Source organism: Mesorhizobium sp. WSM4840 (assembly GCF_055811755.1).
In genome coordinates, this window is sequence record NZ_JBVVQD010000018.1 from 83,348 (window position 1) to 99,554 (window position 16,207).

Sequence of the window (16,207 nt, forward strand, 5' to 3'; positions counted from 1 at the left end):
TCGCCAACATCAGCGGAAGTCGAGGCGATTATCCTGGCCTCAGTTCCCCGGTCGCGGCCGCGGCAGCGGAATGCCGATCTCCGGCGTTGCCGCGAAGGCGTTGACCGAGGCCGGAAGCGCTGCTCCGCCGCTTGCGGATGCCCGCGCCGGAGCCGTCATGAGAACGGGTGCAGCCGCGACCGGCACGCCGTCGCCATAATAGGTGACCGCCTCCGCCGAAGCCGGATCTGGCCCATCGAGCACCGCCTGGCATGCTGCGGGCAGGCTCGCCATGGTCATCAGGTCGCGCGCTTTCGGCCTATCCGGGTTCTTGTTGGGACGCCACGGTTCCTCCGTGAACCACCAGGCCAGCGACTGGTCGCAGCCGTCGCCGGGCGCCGTGTTTTCCTGCGCTTTGCAATTGGGCGAGCCGGGCTGGCAGCCGATGCGGATGTGGAAGTGATAGTCGTGGCCCCAGAACGGCCTGACCTTGCGCAGCCATGCGCGGTCGCCTTTCACCGTGTCGCAGAGCTTCTTCTTGATGCCGGGATTGACCAGGATGCGCTCGACTTCCGCGTAGCTTGCCGCGCGCTTCAGGAGCCGCATATGCGCCGGCACCCAGAGCGCATCTTTCACCAGGTGGTTCTTTTCATCGACAAGCAAGGTGGCGCTCATGTTTTCGCGCTGCTCGAGCGAAAGCTTGCGGTCGGGCATCGGCGTCAGCCAGATGTCGGCGTCGAGGCCGATCTGGTGCGAGGCATGGCCGCTCAGCATCGGGCCGCCGCGCGGCTGCGAAATGTCGCCGACCAGCAGGCCGGGCCAGCCGTCGGCCGCGGCGTCGCGCGACAGTTTCTCGATCAGCGCGATCATTGTCGGATGGCCCCAGCGGCGGTTGCGCGAAGGCCGCATCACCTCCCATTTCGGGCCGTCCAGGGGAATGGCGACGCCGCCGGCAAAGCAGCCCTTGGAATAAAAGCCGATCGATTGCGGCGCAGCAACGGCCGGCAGCTTTTTGGCGCCGAACAGGTTTTTCGCAAGCTCTTCGGCCGCTGCAGGTCGTGCTGCAAGCCCTGCCAGGGCGAGAACGGCGAGCGCTGCTAATGCATGTCGCCCAAAAGTGCGCAGCGGTTTTTGGACAACGACATGCATCGACAGAGATCTAAAGCGCGTTGCGACGCGCTTTAGCAGCAGCGTTCTACCGGGCAATGATCGCTTCAACGTTTTCATGAGGCAGAACCCCTCTGCGATTTAGTCGAATCATATCACGCCCGGCGCGCGGTTTCGATCACGACCGCTTCATCGGGCTGCGCGCCTCGCCGTCGCGCCAGTTGCCCTCAGCCCAGATATGGTCGAAGGCCACCCGGTAGTCGGGAAAGCGGAAGCGATAGCCGGCAGCCTTGATCGCCGTGTTGGCGACACGCTTGTTCTCGCCATAGAAGGACCGCGCCATCGGCGAAAGCTGGGCGGTCTCGAACGGAATTTCGGGTGGCGGTGTGACGCCCATCAGCCCCGCGGCATAGGCGACGACGTCCTGCGGCGGCGCCGGCAGGTCGTCGGTGACGTTGAAGATGCCGCCGCGATTGTCCTTGAGCAGATGCCAGAGCGCCCCCGCAATGTCGTCGCAATGGATGCGGTTGAACACCTGGCCCGGCTTGACCAGCCGCCGCGCGGTGCCGTCTTCCAGATTGACCAGGGCATTGCGGCCCGGCCCGTAAATGCCGGAAAGCCGCAGGATCGCCACCGGCCGGCCGATGTCCCGACCCAGTTTCAGCCAGTCCTGCTCGGCGGCGACACGCAGCATAGAGCGCTTCGACAGCGGCCGGCATTCGGCGGTCTCGTCGACCCAGCCGCCGCCGTGGTCGCCATAAACGCCGACGGTGGAGAGATAGGCGATCCATTCGAGCGCCGGCATCTCCGCCGCGATTGTCCCGCGCGCCGCATTCAGCACTGGATCGCCGGCCTCTTCCGGCGCCACCGAGACGACGAGATGGGTTGTTTTTTTGAGCGCGTCGCTGATTTCGGGTGTCAGCGCGCCGTCGAAAAGCAGCGGCTGGATTCCGGCCCGCAGCAGCGCTTCGAATTTCTCCGACGCGCGTGTCGTGCCAAGGATCGTGCCGGCATCCCTGTTGGCGCGGGCAAATGCCTTGCCCGAATAGCCGGCGCCGAAAATGAAGGTCTGCTTCTGGCTCATGCATGCGCCTCGATTTGATTTGCCAGCGCCAGGCGCCATTCGCGTCGCACGGCCTCGTCACCTTCTGCTTTCAGTGCAGAGCTCGCAAATTTGGCAAATTCGGTCTCTGGCACAAGCCGCGACAGCGCCCATACCGCCGCGCCACGCACCAGAGGCGAGGCATCGCTGAGCAGCGCGCACACGGCGTTGCCGAGCGAGGGTTCGCCGGAATTGCCGGCGGCGATCAGCACATTGCGGACAAAGCGGTCGCGACCGATCCGCTTGATCGGCGAACCAGTGAAGAACGACCGGAAAGCAGCGTCATCGAGCGCTAAGAGATCGGCGAGCGGCGGTTCGCGCAAGTCCGCGCGGGCGACGAGCTTTGCCTCGGATGCCGCCTGGGCAAACTTGTTCCACGGGCAGGCGGCGAGACAGTCGTCGCAGCCATAGATGCGGTTGCCGATTTTTTCCCGGAACTCATGCGGGATCGGGCCCTTGTTCTCGATGGTGAGATAGGAGATGCAGCGTCGCGCATCGAGCCGGTAGGGAGCCGGAAAGGCGTCGGTCGGACAAGCGTCGAGACAGGCGCGGCACGAGCCGCAATGGTCGTCCTCGGGCGTATCGGGCACAAGCTCGGCCGTCGTAAAGATGGTGCCGAGGAACAGCCAGGAGCCGTGCTCGCGGCTGACCAGATTGGTGTGCTTGCCTTGCCAGCCGAGGCCGGCGGCTTCTGCCAGCGGCTTTTCCATCACCGGAGCAGTATCGACGAACACTTTAACGTCGCCGCCGGCGCGGGCCGCGATCTTGCCGGCGATCTCTTTCAGGCGGCCTTTCATCACGTCGTGATAATCACGGTTCTGCGCATAGACGGAGATCGCGCCGCGCTCGCGCTTCACTAGGACCGCGCGCGGGTCGTGGTCGGGGCCATAGTTCATGGCGAGCACGATGATGGAGCGAACTTCGGGCCAAAGTGCCGTCGGCTCGCCGCGGCGCTCGAGTGTCTCGGCGATCCAGCCCATCGAACCGTGAAAGCCGTCGGCGACGAATTCGGCCAGCCTGGCCGGCGCCTGCGGGATGGCATTTGGCGTGGTGACGGCAACGGCATCGAAACCGGCGCGCCGAGCCTCGCGGTCGATCAGCGCGCGCAGGTTTTGCGCTCTAGAAATCGAGGTCCGCATAATGTGACACCGGCGAAAGGCCGCGTACCCGGTCGGACAAAAGCGGCCGGAACGATGGCCGTGATTTCACCCGTGCATACCATTCGCGCGCGGCAGCATGTTCACGCCAGTCGATCTCGCCGAGATAGTCGAGCACGGACAGAGCAGCCGCAGCCGCGAGGTCGGCATAGGTGACCTTGTTGCCGGCCAGCCAATGGCGTGTGCCGGCCAGCCAGTTGGTATATTTCATGTGCTGCCGGATATTGGCGCGCGCTGCACGAATCGCCGCCGAATCTGGCGAACCGCCGCCCGCCGTTTCCGGCATGACCGGCTTCAGCACGCGCTCGCGCACCAGATGCCGCGTCACCTCGCCATCAGCCTTGCTGAGATACCAGTCGGTCAGCCGGCGGATTTCGGCGCGCCCCATCGGGTCCTCGGCGAACAGCCGCTTGTCGCGCTTGAGCACGCCGCGCGTCTCGTCGAGATATTCGGCGATGACCATGGCGCCGACGATCGGCACGTCGCCCTCGGCAAGCAGGATCGGCAGCGTGCCTGCCGGGTTCAGCGCCAGGAACTCCTTGCGCCGCATCCACGGCTTTTCCTCGATCAGCGCCAGCTCCTCTCCATACTCGCCGAAAGCGAGGCGAACGAAGCGGCAGGTGGCGAACATCGGGTGGTGGAAAAGCGTCAGCATGGTCCCGCGATAATAGAGCGCACTGGCAAATCGCCGGCTGCGCCGGTAAGTCTTGGCCGCCCCGATTCAGAGGGCTGCCCGGTTCAAAGGGCCGCCCCGATTCAGAGGACCGTCAGGGTGCTGCGACCTATAGGAGGAGTTCCGCGCCATGACAAGCAAGCCGTTCTTCAAAGCCCTCACTCGAACTCCGAGGTTTACATGGAAAGCCAGACCATCGTCGAAGCGCTGCTGCTCGGCATGATCGAGGGCATGACCGAGTTTATTCCGGTCTCGTCGACCGGCCATATCCTGCTTGCCGGCCATTTTCTCGGCTTCCATTCGACCGGCAAGGCCTTCGAGATCCTGATCCAGCTCGGCGCCATACTGGCTATCCTCAGCGTCTATTTCCATCGTCTGTGGCAGATGCTGGTGGATCTGCCGCGTGATCGGGTGACGCGGCATTTCGTCCTCGGCATCCTCGTCGCCTTCCTGCCGGCGGCCGTCATCGGCGCCCTGGCGCATGGCTTCATCAAGACGGTGCTGTTTGAATCGCCGAGGCTGATCTGCGTCATGCTGATCATCGGCGGCGTCGTCCTGCTGTGGGTGGATCGGTTCAAGCCGAAGCCGCTCTACCATGACGTCGAGCGGTTTCCGCTCAGGCTCTATCTGCAGATCGGACTGTTCCAGTGCCTTTCGCTGATCCCCGGCACATCGCGCTCCGGCTCGACGATCGTCGGCGCGCTGCTTCTGGGCGTCGACAAACGGGCGGCTGCGGAATTCTCCTTCTTCCTCGCCATGCCGACGATGGTCGGCGCCTTCGCCTTCGACCTTTTCAAGAACCGCAATGTGCTGACCAGCGCCGATCTGCCCATAATCGTCGCCGGTTTCATGGCGGCCTTCGTCGCGGCGCTTATCGTCGTGCGATTCCTGCTCAACTACGTCTCGCGCCACGGCTATTCGCTGTTCGGCTGGTGGCGGCTGGTCATCGGCACCGTCGGCCTGGCGGCGCTTTTCGTCTGGGGGTAAGGCGGCACAGTTAGTTTATCGCCCTTCAGCCATCGCTGATTGGGCTCCTTAAGTCACTCCCGCAACAACCAGCCCCGAGACGGGTCCGTCACGCCGAGATCGCCACCGAGGTCTTCAAGCAGATCACGGAACCTGTCGAGAATGGCGATCATGGAGGGCGATAGCTTCCTCCGATCCCTTTGAGCTGCAATTTCTATCGACGGCCGCGCTAGGGGCGGGCCTCCAGCACCATGTTGAACGGCGTCTCCGTGGCGCGACGGAATCGCTTGAAGCCGCCGCCGGTCACCACCTGGCGTAGCCTCGCCTCGCCGGCCTGGGCGCCAAGCCCGAGCCCGACTTCCTGCGACAGGGACGCGGGCGTGCACACGAACGTGGAAGCGGCATAGTAGACGCGTCCGACGGGATTGAGGTTCGCCGCTAGATGATCATGCGCGAACGGCTCGACGATCATCCACGTGCCATCCGGTTTGAGCGACCCGTGGACATGGGTGGCGGCGCCCGCCGGGTCGCCCATGTCGTGAAGGCAATCGAAAAAAGCGACGAGGTCATAGGTGCCGGGATAGGTCTTGGCGGCCGCGACCTCGAAGCGCGTGTTGGCGCCGACGCCGGCTTCCTCGGCGGCCTTGCGGGCGCGCTCGATCGAAGGGGCGTGATAATCGAAGCCGACGAAGCGCGAATTGGGGAAAGCACGTGCCATGAGCACGGTCGATGCGCCATGACCGCATCCGACATCCGCGACCTCGACGCCGCGTTCGAGCTTCTCGACTACGCCCTCCAGGGCCGGCAGCCAGGAGTCGATCAGATTGGCATTATAGCCTGGACGGAAGAACCGTTCCGTACCGCGAAACAGACACGCGCTATGATCGTGCCATGCAACGCCCTTACCGGACTGGAATGCCTGCCTCACCTTTTCTTCGTCGAGCCATAGCGCGGATAGGACCTCGAATGCGCCAGCCATGAAGGCCGGGCTATCCTCATCGGCGAACACCAGCTCCTGCTCGGCGTTGAGATAGAACTCGTCCTTGGCTTCATCGTAGTCGACGTAGCCCGCCGCCGCCTGCCCGGAAAGCCACTCCCTTACAAGGCGTTCCTGGGTGCCGGTGCGTGTCGAAAGTTCGGCCGCCGTCATCTTGCCACCTTCGCGCAATGCCTTGAACAGGCCGAGTCTGTCGCCCAGCAAGACCCCCGCGCCCGTAGCGATCGCACCGAGATCGCCGACCATTTTCCCCAAGAATGCGTCCAACTTTTCCTGACTCGCTTCAGGCATCGGAATCTCCCTTTGGGCTCTCCAACCGCGTTCGGTGACGCCCGATCCTGGTTCAGATCGGCTCCAGCAGCGGCCAAGCTGCCATAAAGGCTGGTGAAGTTTACTTGAGCGTGAGGGCGGCGGATAATGCCGAATTATCATCGCGACGATGCACACGAGACATCGGCGAGGGGGCGTTTCATGGAGATGCACGAAATCCGCTATTTTCTGGCGGCCAGCGAGACTCTCAACTTTCATCGCGCGGCGGACCTCGTTCACGTCGGCCAACCTGCGCTGACGCGGGCCATACAGAAGCTGGAGGCGGAACTTGGCGGCCATCTTTTCCACCGCGAGAAAACTCGCGTCCGGCTCACCGATTTTGGCTGTCTGATGCGGACCCATCTGGACGAAGTTTTCCGGCGTTCGGAGACTGCGAAGAGGACAGCCAGGAGCTTCCTCTCTCTGGAAACCGCGTCGCTGACGCTCGGTGTGATGTGCACCATAGGCCCGCTGCGCTTCATCGGCTTCCTCAATATCTTTCGAGAGCGCTATCCAGGCATAGAAGTGACAGTGATCGAGGGCCCGGCAAGCCATCTCACCGACCTTCTGATGGAGGGCAAGCTTGACGTCGCCCTGCTGGCCAGGCCCGAACCCTTCGGCCATGGTCTGAAGGCGGATCCTGTTTACCGGGAGCGCTTCGGGCTCGCCTTCTCGACCGGCCATCCTTTCGAGATGCGCAATACGCTTCATCTTACCGACGTCCGTGGCGAAGCCTATCTTGAGCGCATCAATTGCGAATATGGCGATCACATAGACGGGCTATGCCGGAATATCGGCTTCGATATCCGCAGCGCCTTCCGCAGCGAGCGCGAGGATTGGATTCTGGCGATGATCGCTGCGGGCATGGGCGTCTGCTTCATCGCGGAGTACTCGGCCAGCCATCCCGGTGTCTGTCACAGGCCCGTCGTCGACCCTGAAATCATACGCGAGGTGTCGCTCGTTTCAGTGGCCGACCGCTTGCCTTCACCTGTTGTCTCGGCTTTTGCCAAGGCGGTGAAGGAGCACGACTGGCAAACGGCCCAATAGGTGCCCCCGTCGGCACCGTCGGCCTGGCAGCGCTGTTCGTTGGGGGACGGCGCACCTAATTCCGCCCGTAAAAAACATTCTCAACATGCACCGGCCAGCGCCACGGCAGCACCGCGACCATGTCGAAGCGAACCGACAATCTTCCATAGTCGGATTGGCGCGACAGCCAGAGATCGGCGGCGCTTTCGATGCGGCGCTCCGATTCGTAAGCGATAGCCTCCATCGCTTCCATCAGTGTGCGGCGCGCTTTCACCTCGACGATCAGCACCAAGTCGCCGCGCCGCGCGATCAGGTCGATCTCGCCGAACCGCGTGCGGTGGCGGCGCGCCAGGATCCGGTAGCCTTTTACCATCAATGCCGCCGCCGCCAGCCACTCACTGCGGTGGCCGCGCCGATAGGCCCGCTGGCGGCTGGCGACCGGGCGTTCAGCCATCGCCGTCCTTCCCGGCGTCCCGGTTCTTCCCTGTGTCCTTGAGTTCGAGCAGCCGCCGGTAAAGCGCCTGCTTTTGGCCGCCGGTCATCTTGGCGGCTTCCGCCGCCGCCTTGGAGGCCGGCATTTCGGCGGCAAGCGAAAGCAGCAGCCGGTCGATGTCGGCCGGTTCGTCGGCGGTCGCTTCCAACGGGCCGACGCAGATGACGATCTCGCCCTTCGGCGTGTCGGCCGCCGCGTAATGATCGGCGAGCGACTGCAAGGTGCCAGTCCGCATTTCCTCGAAGGTCTTGGTCAGCTCGCGGCCGATCGCGGCCCTGCGCTCACCGCCTAGCGCCACGACCATGGCACTGAGCGTCTCGGCCAGCCGGCGCGGCGATTCGAAGAAGATCAGCGTCGCCGGCACGGTTTTAAGCGCCTCCAGCCGCGCCAGCCGCTGTCCAGTCTTCACCGGCAGGAAGCCGGCAAACAGAAAGGCGTCGGAGGGCAGGCCTGATGCCGTCAGCGCCGCAAGCGGCGCCGACGGGCCGGGGATCGGCACGACACGAATGCCTTGGTCGAGCGCTTCGCCGACCAGCCGGTAGCCGGGATCGGAGATCAGCGGCGTGCCGGCGTCCGAGATCAGCGCCACGCTCTGCCCGGCCAGCAAGGCTGCGATCAGTTTTGGGCCGGCCTCTGCGGCATTGTGCTCGTGATAGGCAGTGGTGCGGCGGCGGATGCCGTAGCGGTCGAGCAGCACGCGGCTGACACGCGTGTCCTCGCAGGCAACGATATCGGCGGCGGCGAGCGTTTCAAGCGCGCGTAATGTGATATCGGCGAGATTGCCGATCGGCGTCGCCACCAGATAGAGCGCCGGCGCGAGCGGCCGGGCTGGTATTTCGGTCTGGCCGATCACATAGCTGCGTCTTGCCAACTCGCCGGTCACCGGTGTCCCCCGTCAGGCTCTGACACTTTGAATAGGCTCTGACACTTTGAATGCATTCGGCCCTGTTTGGCACGGCTCACGCTCGGTTGCAAAACCCGTGCCGAAGTGAAGCACTCGCCATGCCTTCGCCACAGTACGGAACGAAACCATGCCCGGCGGATTTACCCCTGATCTCGGGAGGAGCAGGATGGACAGTCTTAAGATACAGGACGTTTTCGAACCCTACTATGCAGGGCGCAAGCGCTTTGCCGCGCGAAAGGACAAGGGTCAGCCTGCCAAAACCGGCGCCGGCTTGGCCAAAAAGCCGCGAAAGCGTCGTCCTTCAAAGGCAACCGACCTGGAAATCAAGCCTTCGACCGGCACCGGCAGCACGATGGAGCACTGACCAGACGATGCCCAATCGCTTCGACATTTTCATCACCCGCCTTGAAACGAAAAGCTCCCGCAACGGAGCGCCCCCACACCCGATGAGCGATCAACACCGCGCCCGCCGCGACAAGGGCGACGCCAAGCCGGCACGCTCCGGTGAGGCGGACGCCGAGAAAGACCACGCCAAGGGCCGCCACAAACACGACGCCTAATTCCTCGGCCCAGAGGGCGCGCTGTCCCCTTCCCCATCAAAGGGTCTGCACTCCTGCTCCGCCCCTTAATGACGAAGGCATGGCGCTCTACCGCGCCAGATCCGCCACCACGGCGTCGAGCACGATCATGCCGGCCGGAGTGGCGCGCAGGCGGGCATTGCCGATCGGCGCGACCAGCCCCTCGCCCTGCAGCACTGACAGCCGTGCCGTCGAGAGGCCGCGGCCGGAAAACGCTTCGTAACGGGAGAGGTCGATGCCCTCAGTCAGCCTCAGCCCCATCAGCAGGAACTCGTCGGCCTCTTCCGAGCGCGTCAGGGTCTCGCCGCCAGTGATGCCATGGCCCTTGGCCTCGACCAGATTGGCCCAGGTTTCCGGCATTCTTTCGGCGATCGTCACCACGCGGCGGCCGTTTTCGACGAAGCGGCCATGCGCGCCGGGACCGATGCCGACATATTCGCCATAGCGCCAATAGGTCAGATTGTGCCGACTTTCCGCACCAGGCCTGGCGTGGTTGGAAATCTCGTAGGCCGGAAGTCCATGCGCGGCGGTGATCTCCTGCGTCAACGCGTAGAGATCGGCGGCAAGATCATTGTCGGGAACGGCGAATTTCTTGGCCGCATGCAGCGCGTGGAACGGCGTGCCTTCCTCGATGGTCAGCTGATAGAGCGACAGATGGTCGGCGGCGTGGCTGATAGCCTGTTCGAGCTCCGCCTGCCACGCTTCAGGTGTCTGGCCGGGCCGTGCGTAGATCAGGTCGAACGACAGCCGCGGAAAGATCTCACGTGCTAGGCCGATCGCATGCAGCGCTTCGTCGACATTGTGCAGGCGGCCGAGGAAGCGCAGATCCTTGTCGTTCAGCGCCTGCACGCCGAGCGACACGCGGTTGACGCCCGCCGCCCGGTAGCCGCGAAAGCGCTCGGCCTCGACCGAGGAGGGGTTGGCTTCCAGCGTCACCTCGATGCCGGCGGGCACCGTCCAGTTCTTCGCCACCGCGTCCAGCACCGTCGCCACGGTTTCCGGCTTCATCAGCGACGGTGTGCCGCCGCCGAGAAAAATGCTGGTCACCTCGCGCGGTCCGGTGCGGTGGCGCATCGTCGCAAGCTCGGCCTCGAAGGCGCGCGCAAAACGCTCCTGGTCGACCGGCTGGTGGCGGACATGGCTGTTGAAGTCGCAATAGGGGCACTTGGCCGCGCAGAACGGCCAGTGGATGTAGACGCCGAAGCCGGGGCTGCGGTCAAGCAGCATGGTCATTTCACAGCCGATCGTGCCAAATCCAGTCTGGCTTGCGCGAATTTCTGGAAGGCGCGGGCGCGATGCGACAATGCCGTCGGCTGGCCGGGCTTCCAGCCATGTTTTTCCTCTGCGGTCATCTCGCCGAAGGTCTTTTCGAAACCGTCCGGCACGAACACCGGGTCGTAGCCGAAGCCGAGTTCGCCGCGCGGCGGCCACACCAGCGTGCCCTCGACCTCACCTCGGAAATATTCGGCCGCGCCGTCGGGAAAGGCCAGGCAGATGACGGCGACGAAGCGGCCCTTGCGCTGCGCAGGCGCGACCGCGCCGACTTCCTGCAACGCCACTTCCGCTCGCTGCATCGCCATGCCGAAATCGCGCGAACCGTCCGGCGCCTCGGCCCAATCGGCGGTGTAGACGCCGGGCGCTCCGCCCAGCGCATCGACACACAGGCCGGAGTCGTCCGATAATGCCGGCAGGCCTGTCGCCTTGGCGGCGGCAAGAGCCTTGATATAGGCGTTCTCCTCGAAGGTGGTGCCGGTCTCGTCCGGCTCCGGCAGGCCGTATTCCTTGGCCGACTTCGCTTCTATGCCGAATGGCGCCATCAGATCGGCGAATTCGCGCAATTTGCCGGCATTATGGCTAGCAACGACAATTCTGTGCCCATCAAGCGAATGCATCAGAAGCCCCAGATTCTTGGTTCGGCGAATTCGATCGAATTGCCGGAAGGGTCGCGAATATAGATCGAGCGGCCGCCTTGCGGCCATTCGAACTCGCTTTCGATGGCGATTTTCTTCTGCTCAAGATGTGCCTTCCAGCGCACGATCTCGTCCGCACTCGCCGCAAAGCAGAGATGGCCGTCGCCGACAGTGCCGTGCGGCGGCACCTTCAGTCTGGCATCGGGCGCCGGCGGCACCTTGGTCGCCTCGGCGTTGAAGATGAGCAGCACGCCGTCCCCGCAACGGAAGAAAAGATGCCTGCCGTCGACCTTGCCCAGCAGATCGAGCCCGAGCACGCCGGTGTAGAAGGTTTCCGCAGCAGCGAGGTCTGTGACGTATAGTGCCGATTCCAGGATTGCAGAGGGAGTCACGAAGCACCCCCCTCTGGCCTGCCGGCCATCTCCCCCTCAAGGGGGGAGATTGGCAGCTTCTGCGTCGTCGCGCACCCTTCGATGTTGGAGATTGGCGAAGGCCGAAATGACATCCGATCTCCCCCCTTCAGGGGGAGATGGCCGGCAGGCCAGAGGGGGGCGGACAAGCTCGGCATTTTTAGGGCTACGCCACGGCCATCTGCTGCAGGCTGACCAGTCGCGCAATGCCCTTCTTGGCCAATTCCATCAGCGCCGTGAACTGCTCTTCCGAGAAAGGCTCGCCCTCGGCCGTGCCTTGGATCTCGACGATGCCGCCCTTGCCGGTCATGACGAAGTTGGCGTCGGTGCCGGCCGAGGAGTCTTCGAGATAATCGAGGTCGATGACCGGCTGGCCGTCATGGATGCCGCAGGAGATAGCCGCGACATGGTCCTTCAGCACCTTGGCGACGCTGGCCATCTGCCGGGCTTCCATCCAGCGCAGGCAGTCATGGAGCGCCACCCAGCCGCCGGTGATCGACGCGGTGCGCGTGCCGCCATCGGCCTGGATCACGTCGCAGTCGACGGTGATCTGCTGCTCGCCGAGCGCCTGCAGATCGACCACGGCGCGCAGCGAACGGCCGATCAGCCGCTGGATTTCGAGTGTGCGGCCGCCTTGCTTGCCGGCCGAAGCTTCGCGGCGCATGCGCTCGCCGGTCGAGCGCGGCAGCATGCCGTATTCCGCCGTCACCCAGCCCTTTCCGGAATTGCGCATCCAGCCCGGCACTTTTTCCTCGAGGCTGGCCGTGCACAGCACATGGGTGTCGCCGAACTTCACCAGGCACGAACCTTCCGCGTGCTTGGAGACGCCGCGCTCGAAGGAGATGGCGCGCATTTCGTCGAATTGGCGTTTAGAAGGGCGCATTCAGGCTTTTTTCCTATCTTTTTCGGAATCGTGGCCGGCTTGTAGCCGCATGGGGCGCAGGGCGCAAAGGAAAATGGCCGGTTGCGCGGGTGTGGCCGAAGTCTATATCTTTGGGCCGGAGGTATTTGGCTCGAATGACCAAGGCAGTCGATCCCGGTTCCCAGTCGGCGGCAGTGCTCCAGTCGCCCGCGCTTCAATCGCCCGCACTCCAGTCGCTCGACATGCGCTCGCGCGACATCTTTCGGCGCATTGTCGATTCTTATCTGAAGGACGGCGAGCCGGTCGGCTCACGCAGCCTGTCGCGTATCCTGCCGTCGTCGCTGTCGCCCGCCACCATCCGCAACGTGATGAGCGATCTCGAGCATCTCGGCCTGATTTATGCGCCGCATATCTCGGCCGGCCGATTGCCGACCCAGGCCGGCCTGCGCTTCTTCGTCGATGCTTTTATGGAGCTTGGCGACCTCTCCGACGAGGAGCGCCGCACCATCGAGGCGCAGGTACGCGCCTCCGGCTCGGGCGCGACGCTGGAACATCTGCTCACCGAAGCCAGCCAGATGCTGTCCGGGATGTCGCGCGGCGCCGGCCTCGTGCTTGCCGCCAAGAACGAGGTGCCGCTAAAGCACATCGAGTTCATCCAGCTCGAGCCGAACAAGGCGCTGGCCGTGCTGGTGTCGCAGAACGGCGACGTCGAAAATCGCGTCGTCGACCTGCCCGCCGGCATCACCGTCTCGCAATTGCATGAAGCGTCAAACTTCCTCAATGCCCATATCCGTGGCCGCACGCTGGCCGAGGCGCGGATCGAGATCGCCCGCATCAAGGAAGAGACCAAGGCCGCCCTCGACACGCTGTCTCAGGATCTGGTCGAGAAGGGCCTAGCGGTCTGGGCAGGCGCCGAGAGCGGCCTGCCGGCGCGTCTCATCGTGCGCGGCCGCGCCAACCTGCTGGAAAATGTCACCGCGCAGGCCGACATCGAGCTCCTGCGGCATTTGTTTGAGGATCTGGAGACGCAGGACGGGCTGATCCAGCTTCTCGACCTTGCCGAGGAAGGCTCCGGTGTGCGCATCTTCATCGGCTCGGAAAACAAGCTGTTTTCGCTGTCCGGCTCGTCGCTGGTCGTGGCGCCCTATCGCGACAAGGACGCCCGCGTCATCGGCGCGCTCGGCGTCATCGGCCCGACCCGGCTGAACTACGCCCGCATCGTGCCGATGGTCGACTATACCGCGCAGCTTATTTCCCGCATGCTGCGGTAATGCATGTCGCCCAAAAGCCTGCCCTCGGTTGAGCAGCGGTTTTGGAATAACGACATGCATGAAAACAAGAAAGCAAAGCGAGTCGCAGGAACCCCTCAACCGCGACGCGCTTTGGGTGGACCTCAAGGAGAAAAAAATGGCGCTGGAATCATTCAAGGCTCAGATCAGCCTGTTGCTCGAGCAGATGATCAACCAGCCTGAGGATCAGCATGAAGTGCAGGAGCAGCTGCGCGAAAAGCTGAGGGAAATGCGCGCCATGGGCCTGCCGTTGCCGGCCGATCTCGTCGCGCTCGAAAAGCGTCTGGATGATGATTTTTACGCGGCCGGAAACTGAGCCCGAAAGACAAACGGTCGATTGCTTCAACTCTCCGTGTGCTGGACCAGTCAAAGCGGAACTTGATCGGTGGGTTCGCCTGGCCGGCGGCGCTGGTGCAATCGAATCCGACTCTCAGGGAGTACACGCCTGCCCGCCTTTGTGCGACAAGGTCAGTCTTAAAAGGTCGATTCCGATTTTCGGGGTCATGCGCTAAGGCCGAAACCATGACCCTCACCGGATTCCTCGCTTATAGCGTGGCCCTCGGTATCGCCGCCGCCATCCCTGGCCCGGGGCTGACCGCGCTTATTGCGCGTGCGCTCGGGTCCGGCTTTCGTTCGGCGCTCGCCATGTCCTTCGGACTGATGCTCGGCGATCTCGCCTATCTCACCGCCGTGGTGCTCGGCCTCGCTCTCGTCGCGCAGACCTTCGGCATGGCCTTCCTGGCGATCAAATGGCTGGGCGTCGCCTATCTCGCCTTCCTTGGCTGGCGCTTCTGGACGAGCGGCATCACGTCCGAAACGGTGGAGGCGAAGAAGGGCAGGGGCGGGTTGGTGTCCAGCTTTATTGCGGGCCTCGCCGTCACGCTCGGCAATCCGAAGACCATGATCTTCTATCTCGCCATCACGCCGACCATCGTTGATCTGAAGACCATCACACTCGCCGACTACGGCATCCTCGTGGCGCTCACGCTCGTCGTGCTCCTGGTGGTGCTGGTGCCCTATCTGGTGCTGGCGGCCAAAGCGCGCGGGTTCCTGACGTCGCCGCGCGCGCTGAGGGCGCTGAACCGCACCGCCGCCGGTTTCATGGCCGGCGCGGCGGCTGCGATCGCCGCCCGGCAATAGGTCACTTTGGCCTCGGCTGGAATGCTTTTCCGGGGCGAGTGTGTTTTCAGCATGCGACCCACTCGGATATTTTCAAACGGCAGACTATCTTGCGCGGCCGAAGGCTTTATCCTGCCTGGTCGAGAATTAGCTGCCTGACTCTTGCCCGTCTGACTCTTGCCCGCCTAACTCTTGGGAGCGAAACCAATGAACAAGCCCGCCACCACCGCGCATGTGCCCGGCCGCGGCCGCATCTACAATTCGATCACCGAGACGATCGGCGACACGCCGCTGGTGCGGCTCGACAAGTTCGCCAATGAAAAGGGCGTCGTTGCCAATCTGCTGGCCAAGCTCGAATTCTTCAATCCGATCGCCTCGGTCAAGGATCGCATCGGCGTCTCGATGATCGAGGCGCTTGAGGCATCGGGCAGGATTGCGCCCGGCAGGACCACGCTGATCGAGCCGACCTCGGGCAACACCGGCATCGCGCTCGCCTTCGCCGCCGCCGCCAAGGGCTACAAACTGATCCTGACCATGCCGGAAACGATGTCGGTGGAACGCCGCAAGATGCTGGCGCTGCTCGGCGCCGAACTGGTGCTGACCGAAGGGCCGAAAGGCATGAAGGGCGCCATCGCCAAGGCCGATGAGTTGGCCGCGACGCTGCCCGACGCCATTATTCCGCAGCAGTTCGAGAATCCGGCCAATCCGGAAATCCACCGCCGTACCACCGCCGAGGAAATCTGGAACGACACTCATGGAGAGGTCGACATCTTCGTCGCCGGCATCGGCACCGGCGGCACCATCACCGGCGTCGGCCAGGTGCTGAAGCAGCGCAAGCCCTCCGTGCATGTCGTCGCCGTCGAGCCGGAAGCCTCGCCGGTGCTGTCGGGCGGCCAGCCCGGCCCGCACAAGATCCAAGGCATTGGCGCCGGCTTCGCGCCGAAGATCCTCGACACGACGATCTATGACGAGATCGTCAAGGTCTCCAACGAGGATTCGGTTGCCAATGCGCGGCTCGTCGCCCGCCTCGAAGGCGTCCCGGTCGGCATCTCGTCGGGTGCTGCCCTGCAGGCGGCGATCGTCGTCGGCTCACGGCCGGAGAACAAGGGCAAGAACCTCGTCGTCGTCATCCCATCCTTCGCCGAGCGCTATCTGTCGACGATCCTGTTCGAAGGGCTGGGGGCTTAGGGCATATTGGTATTTGTGCCGGTCTGCGGTTGCGGTTTCCTGCGCTTCCGTATCGCCCGCTAATTGTCGAAGCCGGCGCGGCCCCTCACCTGCCTGCCGGCATCCTCTCCCCGTAAACGGGGCGAGGGGCGCTCTCAT

The 16,207-nt window shown here is 63.9% G+C and carries 18 protein-coding genes; 7 read left to right on the plus strand and 11 right to left on the minus strand.

From position 1 onward, the window contains the following. Window positions 1-39: 39 nt before the first annotated feature. The 4 genes from mepA to AC0L3I_RS23040 all read right to left on the minus strand — a co-directional run bounded on the left by mepA (window position 40) and on the right by AC0L3I_RS23040 (window position 4,000). The gene (gene mepA, locus AC0L3I_RS23025) at window positions 40-1,128 is read right to left on the minus strand and encodes a penicillin-insensitive murein endopeptidase (protein ID WP_473528317.1); all 1,089 of its coding nucleotides are present in this window, start codon (window positions 1,126-1,128) and stop codon (window positions 40-42) included. A 136-nt stretch (window positions 1,129-1,264) separates the two neighbouring features. After that, a complete protein-coding gene (locus tag AC0L3I_RS23030) occupies window positions 1,265-2,170 on the minus strand; it encodes an SDR family oxidoreductase (protein WP_473528318.1) in 906 nt (301 codons plus the stop codon). After that, complete coding sequence (gene queG, locus AC0L3I_RS23035) at window positions 2,167-3,327, minus strand: tRNA epoxyqueuosine(34) reductase QueG (RefSeq protein WP_473528319.1); 1,161 nt, start codon at window positions 3,325-3,327, stop codon at window positions 2,167-2,169. Before queG ends, AC0L3I_RS23030 begins: the two co-directional genes overlap by 4 nt. Further along, on the minus strand, window positions 3,308-4,000 hold the full coding sequence (locus tag AC0L3I_RS23040; protein ID WP_123145987.1) for a glutathione S-transferase family protein: 693 nt from the start codon (window positions 3,998-4,000) through the stop codon (window positions 3,308-3,310). The genes queG and AC0L3I_RS23040 overlap by 20 nt, the downstream gene beginning before the upstream one ends. A 198-nt stretch (window positions 4,001-4,198) precedes the next feature. Between AC0L3I_RS23040 and AC0L3I_RS23045 the strand changes: the two genes are divergently transcribed. Continuing rightward, complete coding sequence (locus AC0L3I_RS23045) at window positions 4,199-5,005, plus strand: undecaprenyl-diphosphate phosphatase (protein WP_473485720.1); 807 nt, start codon at window positions 4,199-4,201, stop codon at window positions 5,003-5,005. Between the two features lie 208 nt (window positions 5,006-5,213). Here the strand turns inward: AC0L3I_RS23045 and AC0L3I_RS23050 are convergent, their stop codons facing one another. Then, a complete protein-coding gene (locus tag AC0L3I_RS23050) occupies window positions 5,214-6,272 on the minus strand; it encodes a class I SAM-dependent methyltransferase (protein WP_473485719.1) in 1,059 nt (352 codons plus the stop codon). Window positions 6,273-6,398: 126 nt separating this feature from the next. On the opposite strand from AC0L3I_RS23050, the gene AC0L3I_RS23055 reads away from it, so the two are divergent. After that, complete coding sequence (locus AC0L3I_RS23055; protein ID WP_473485718.1) at window positions 6,399-7,337, plus strand: LysR family transcriptional regulator; 939 nt, start codon at window positions 6,399-6,401, stop codon at window positions 7,335-7,337. Between the two features lie 55 nt (window positions 7,338-7,392). Here the strand turns inward: AC0L3I_RS23055 and AC0L3I_RS23060 are convergent, their stop codons facing one another. Next, window positions 7,393-7,770 carry a YraN family protein gene (locus AC0L3I_RS23060; RefSeq protein ID WP_123145990.1) on the minus strand — a complete coding sequence of 126 codons (378 nt, stop codon included), beginning with the start codon at window positions 7,768-7,770 and terminating at the stop codon, window positions 7,393-7,395. Next, on the minus strand, window positions 7,763-8,692 hold the full coding sequence (rsmI, locus tag AC0L3I_RS23065; RefSeq protein ID WP_473485717.1) for a 16S rRNA (cytidine(1402)-2'-O)-methyltransferase: 930 nt from the start codon (window positions 8,690-8,692) through the stop codon (window positions 7,763-7,765). The genes AC0L3I_RS23060 and rsmI overlap by 8 nt, the downstream gene beginning before the upstream one ends. A gap of 187 nt (window positions 8,693-8,879) precedes the next feature. Here rsmI and AC0L3I_RS23070 point away from each other — a divergent pair, with 187 nt between their 5' ends. Then, the gene (locus tag AC0L3I_RS23070) at window positions 8,880-9,077 is read left to right on the plus strand and encodes a hypothetical protein (protein WP_123145992.1); all 198 of its coding nucleotides are present in this window, start codon (window positions 8,880-8,882) and stop codon (window positions 9,075-9,077) included. A 283-nt stretch (window positions 9,078-9,360) separates the two neighbouring features. On the opposite strand, the gene hemW is transcribed toward AC0L3I_RS23070, so the two are convergent. The 4 genes from hemW to rph form a co-directional block, all read right to left on the minus strand. Beyond that, window positions 9,361-10,524, minus strand: coding sequence for a radical SAM family heme chaperone HemW (gene hemW / locus AC0L3I_RS23075; protein WP_473528320.1), 1,164 nt, complete (start codon window positions 10,522-10,524; stop codon window positions 9,361-9,363). Next, entirely contained in the window at window positions 10,521-11,183 is a 663-nt protein-coding gene (gene rdgB / locus AC0L3I_RS23080; RefSeq protein ID WP_473485715.1) for an RdgB/HAM1 family non-canonical purine NTP pyrophosphatase, read from the minus strand. The genes hemW and rdgB overlap by 4 nt, the downstream gene beginning before the upstream one ends. Beyond that, on the minus strand, window positions 11,183-11,593 hold the full coding sequence (locus tag AC0L3I_RS23085; RefSeq protein ID WP_473485714.1) for a VOC family protein: 411 nt from the start codon (window positions 11,591-11,593) through the stop codon (window positions 11,183-11,185). The genes rdgB and AC0L3I_RS23085 overlap by 1 nt, the downstream gene beginning before the upstream one ends. Before the next feature lie 184 nt (window positions 11,594-11,777). Next, complete coding sequence (gene rph, locus AC0L3I_RS23090) at window positions 11,778-12,494, minus strand: ribonuclease PH (RefSeq protein ID WP_292183601.1); 717 nt, start codon at window positions 12,492-12,494, stop codon at window positions 11,778-11,780. 134 nt (window positions 12,495-12,628) lie between these two features. Here rph and hrcA point away from each other — a divergent pair, with 134 nt between their 5' ends. The 4 genes from hrcA (at window position 12,629) to cysK (ending at window position 16,069) form a co-directional block, all read left to right on the plus strand. Continuing rightward, a complete protein-coding gene (gene hrcA / locus AC0L3I_RS23095) occupies window positions 12,629-13,744 on the plus strand; it encodes a heat-inducible transcriptional repressor HrcA (RefSeq protein ID WP_095495919.1) in 1,116 nt (371 codons plus the stop codon). A gap of 136 nt (window positions 13,745-13,880) precedes the next feature. After that, the gene (locus AC0L3I_RS23100; protein ID WP_029347942.1) at window positions 13,881-14,078 is read left to right on the plus strand and encodes a hypothetical protein; all 198 of its coding nucleotides are present in this window, start codon (window positions 13,881-13,883) and stop codon (window positions 14,076-14,078) included. Between the two features lie 206 nt (window positions 14,079-14,284). Next, on the plus strand, window positions 14,285-14,902 hold the full coding sequence (locus tag AC0L3I_RS23105) for a LysE family translocator (protein WP_473528321.1): 618 nt from the start codon (window positions 14,285-14,287) through the stop codon (window positions 14,900-14,902). Between the two features lie 186 nt (window positions 14,903-15,088). After that, window positions 15,089-16,069: a cysteine synthase A gene (cysK, locus tag AC0L3I_RS23110; protein WP_473528322.1), complete on the plus strand. Its 981-nt coding sequence runs from the start codon at window positions 15,089-15,091 to the stop codon at window positions 16,067-16,069. Window positions 16,070-16,207 lie beyond the last annotated feature (138 nt).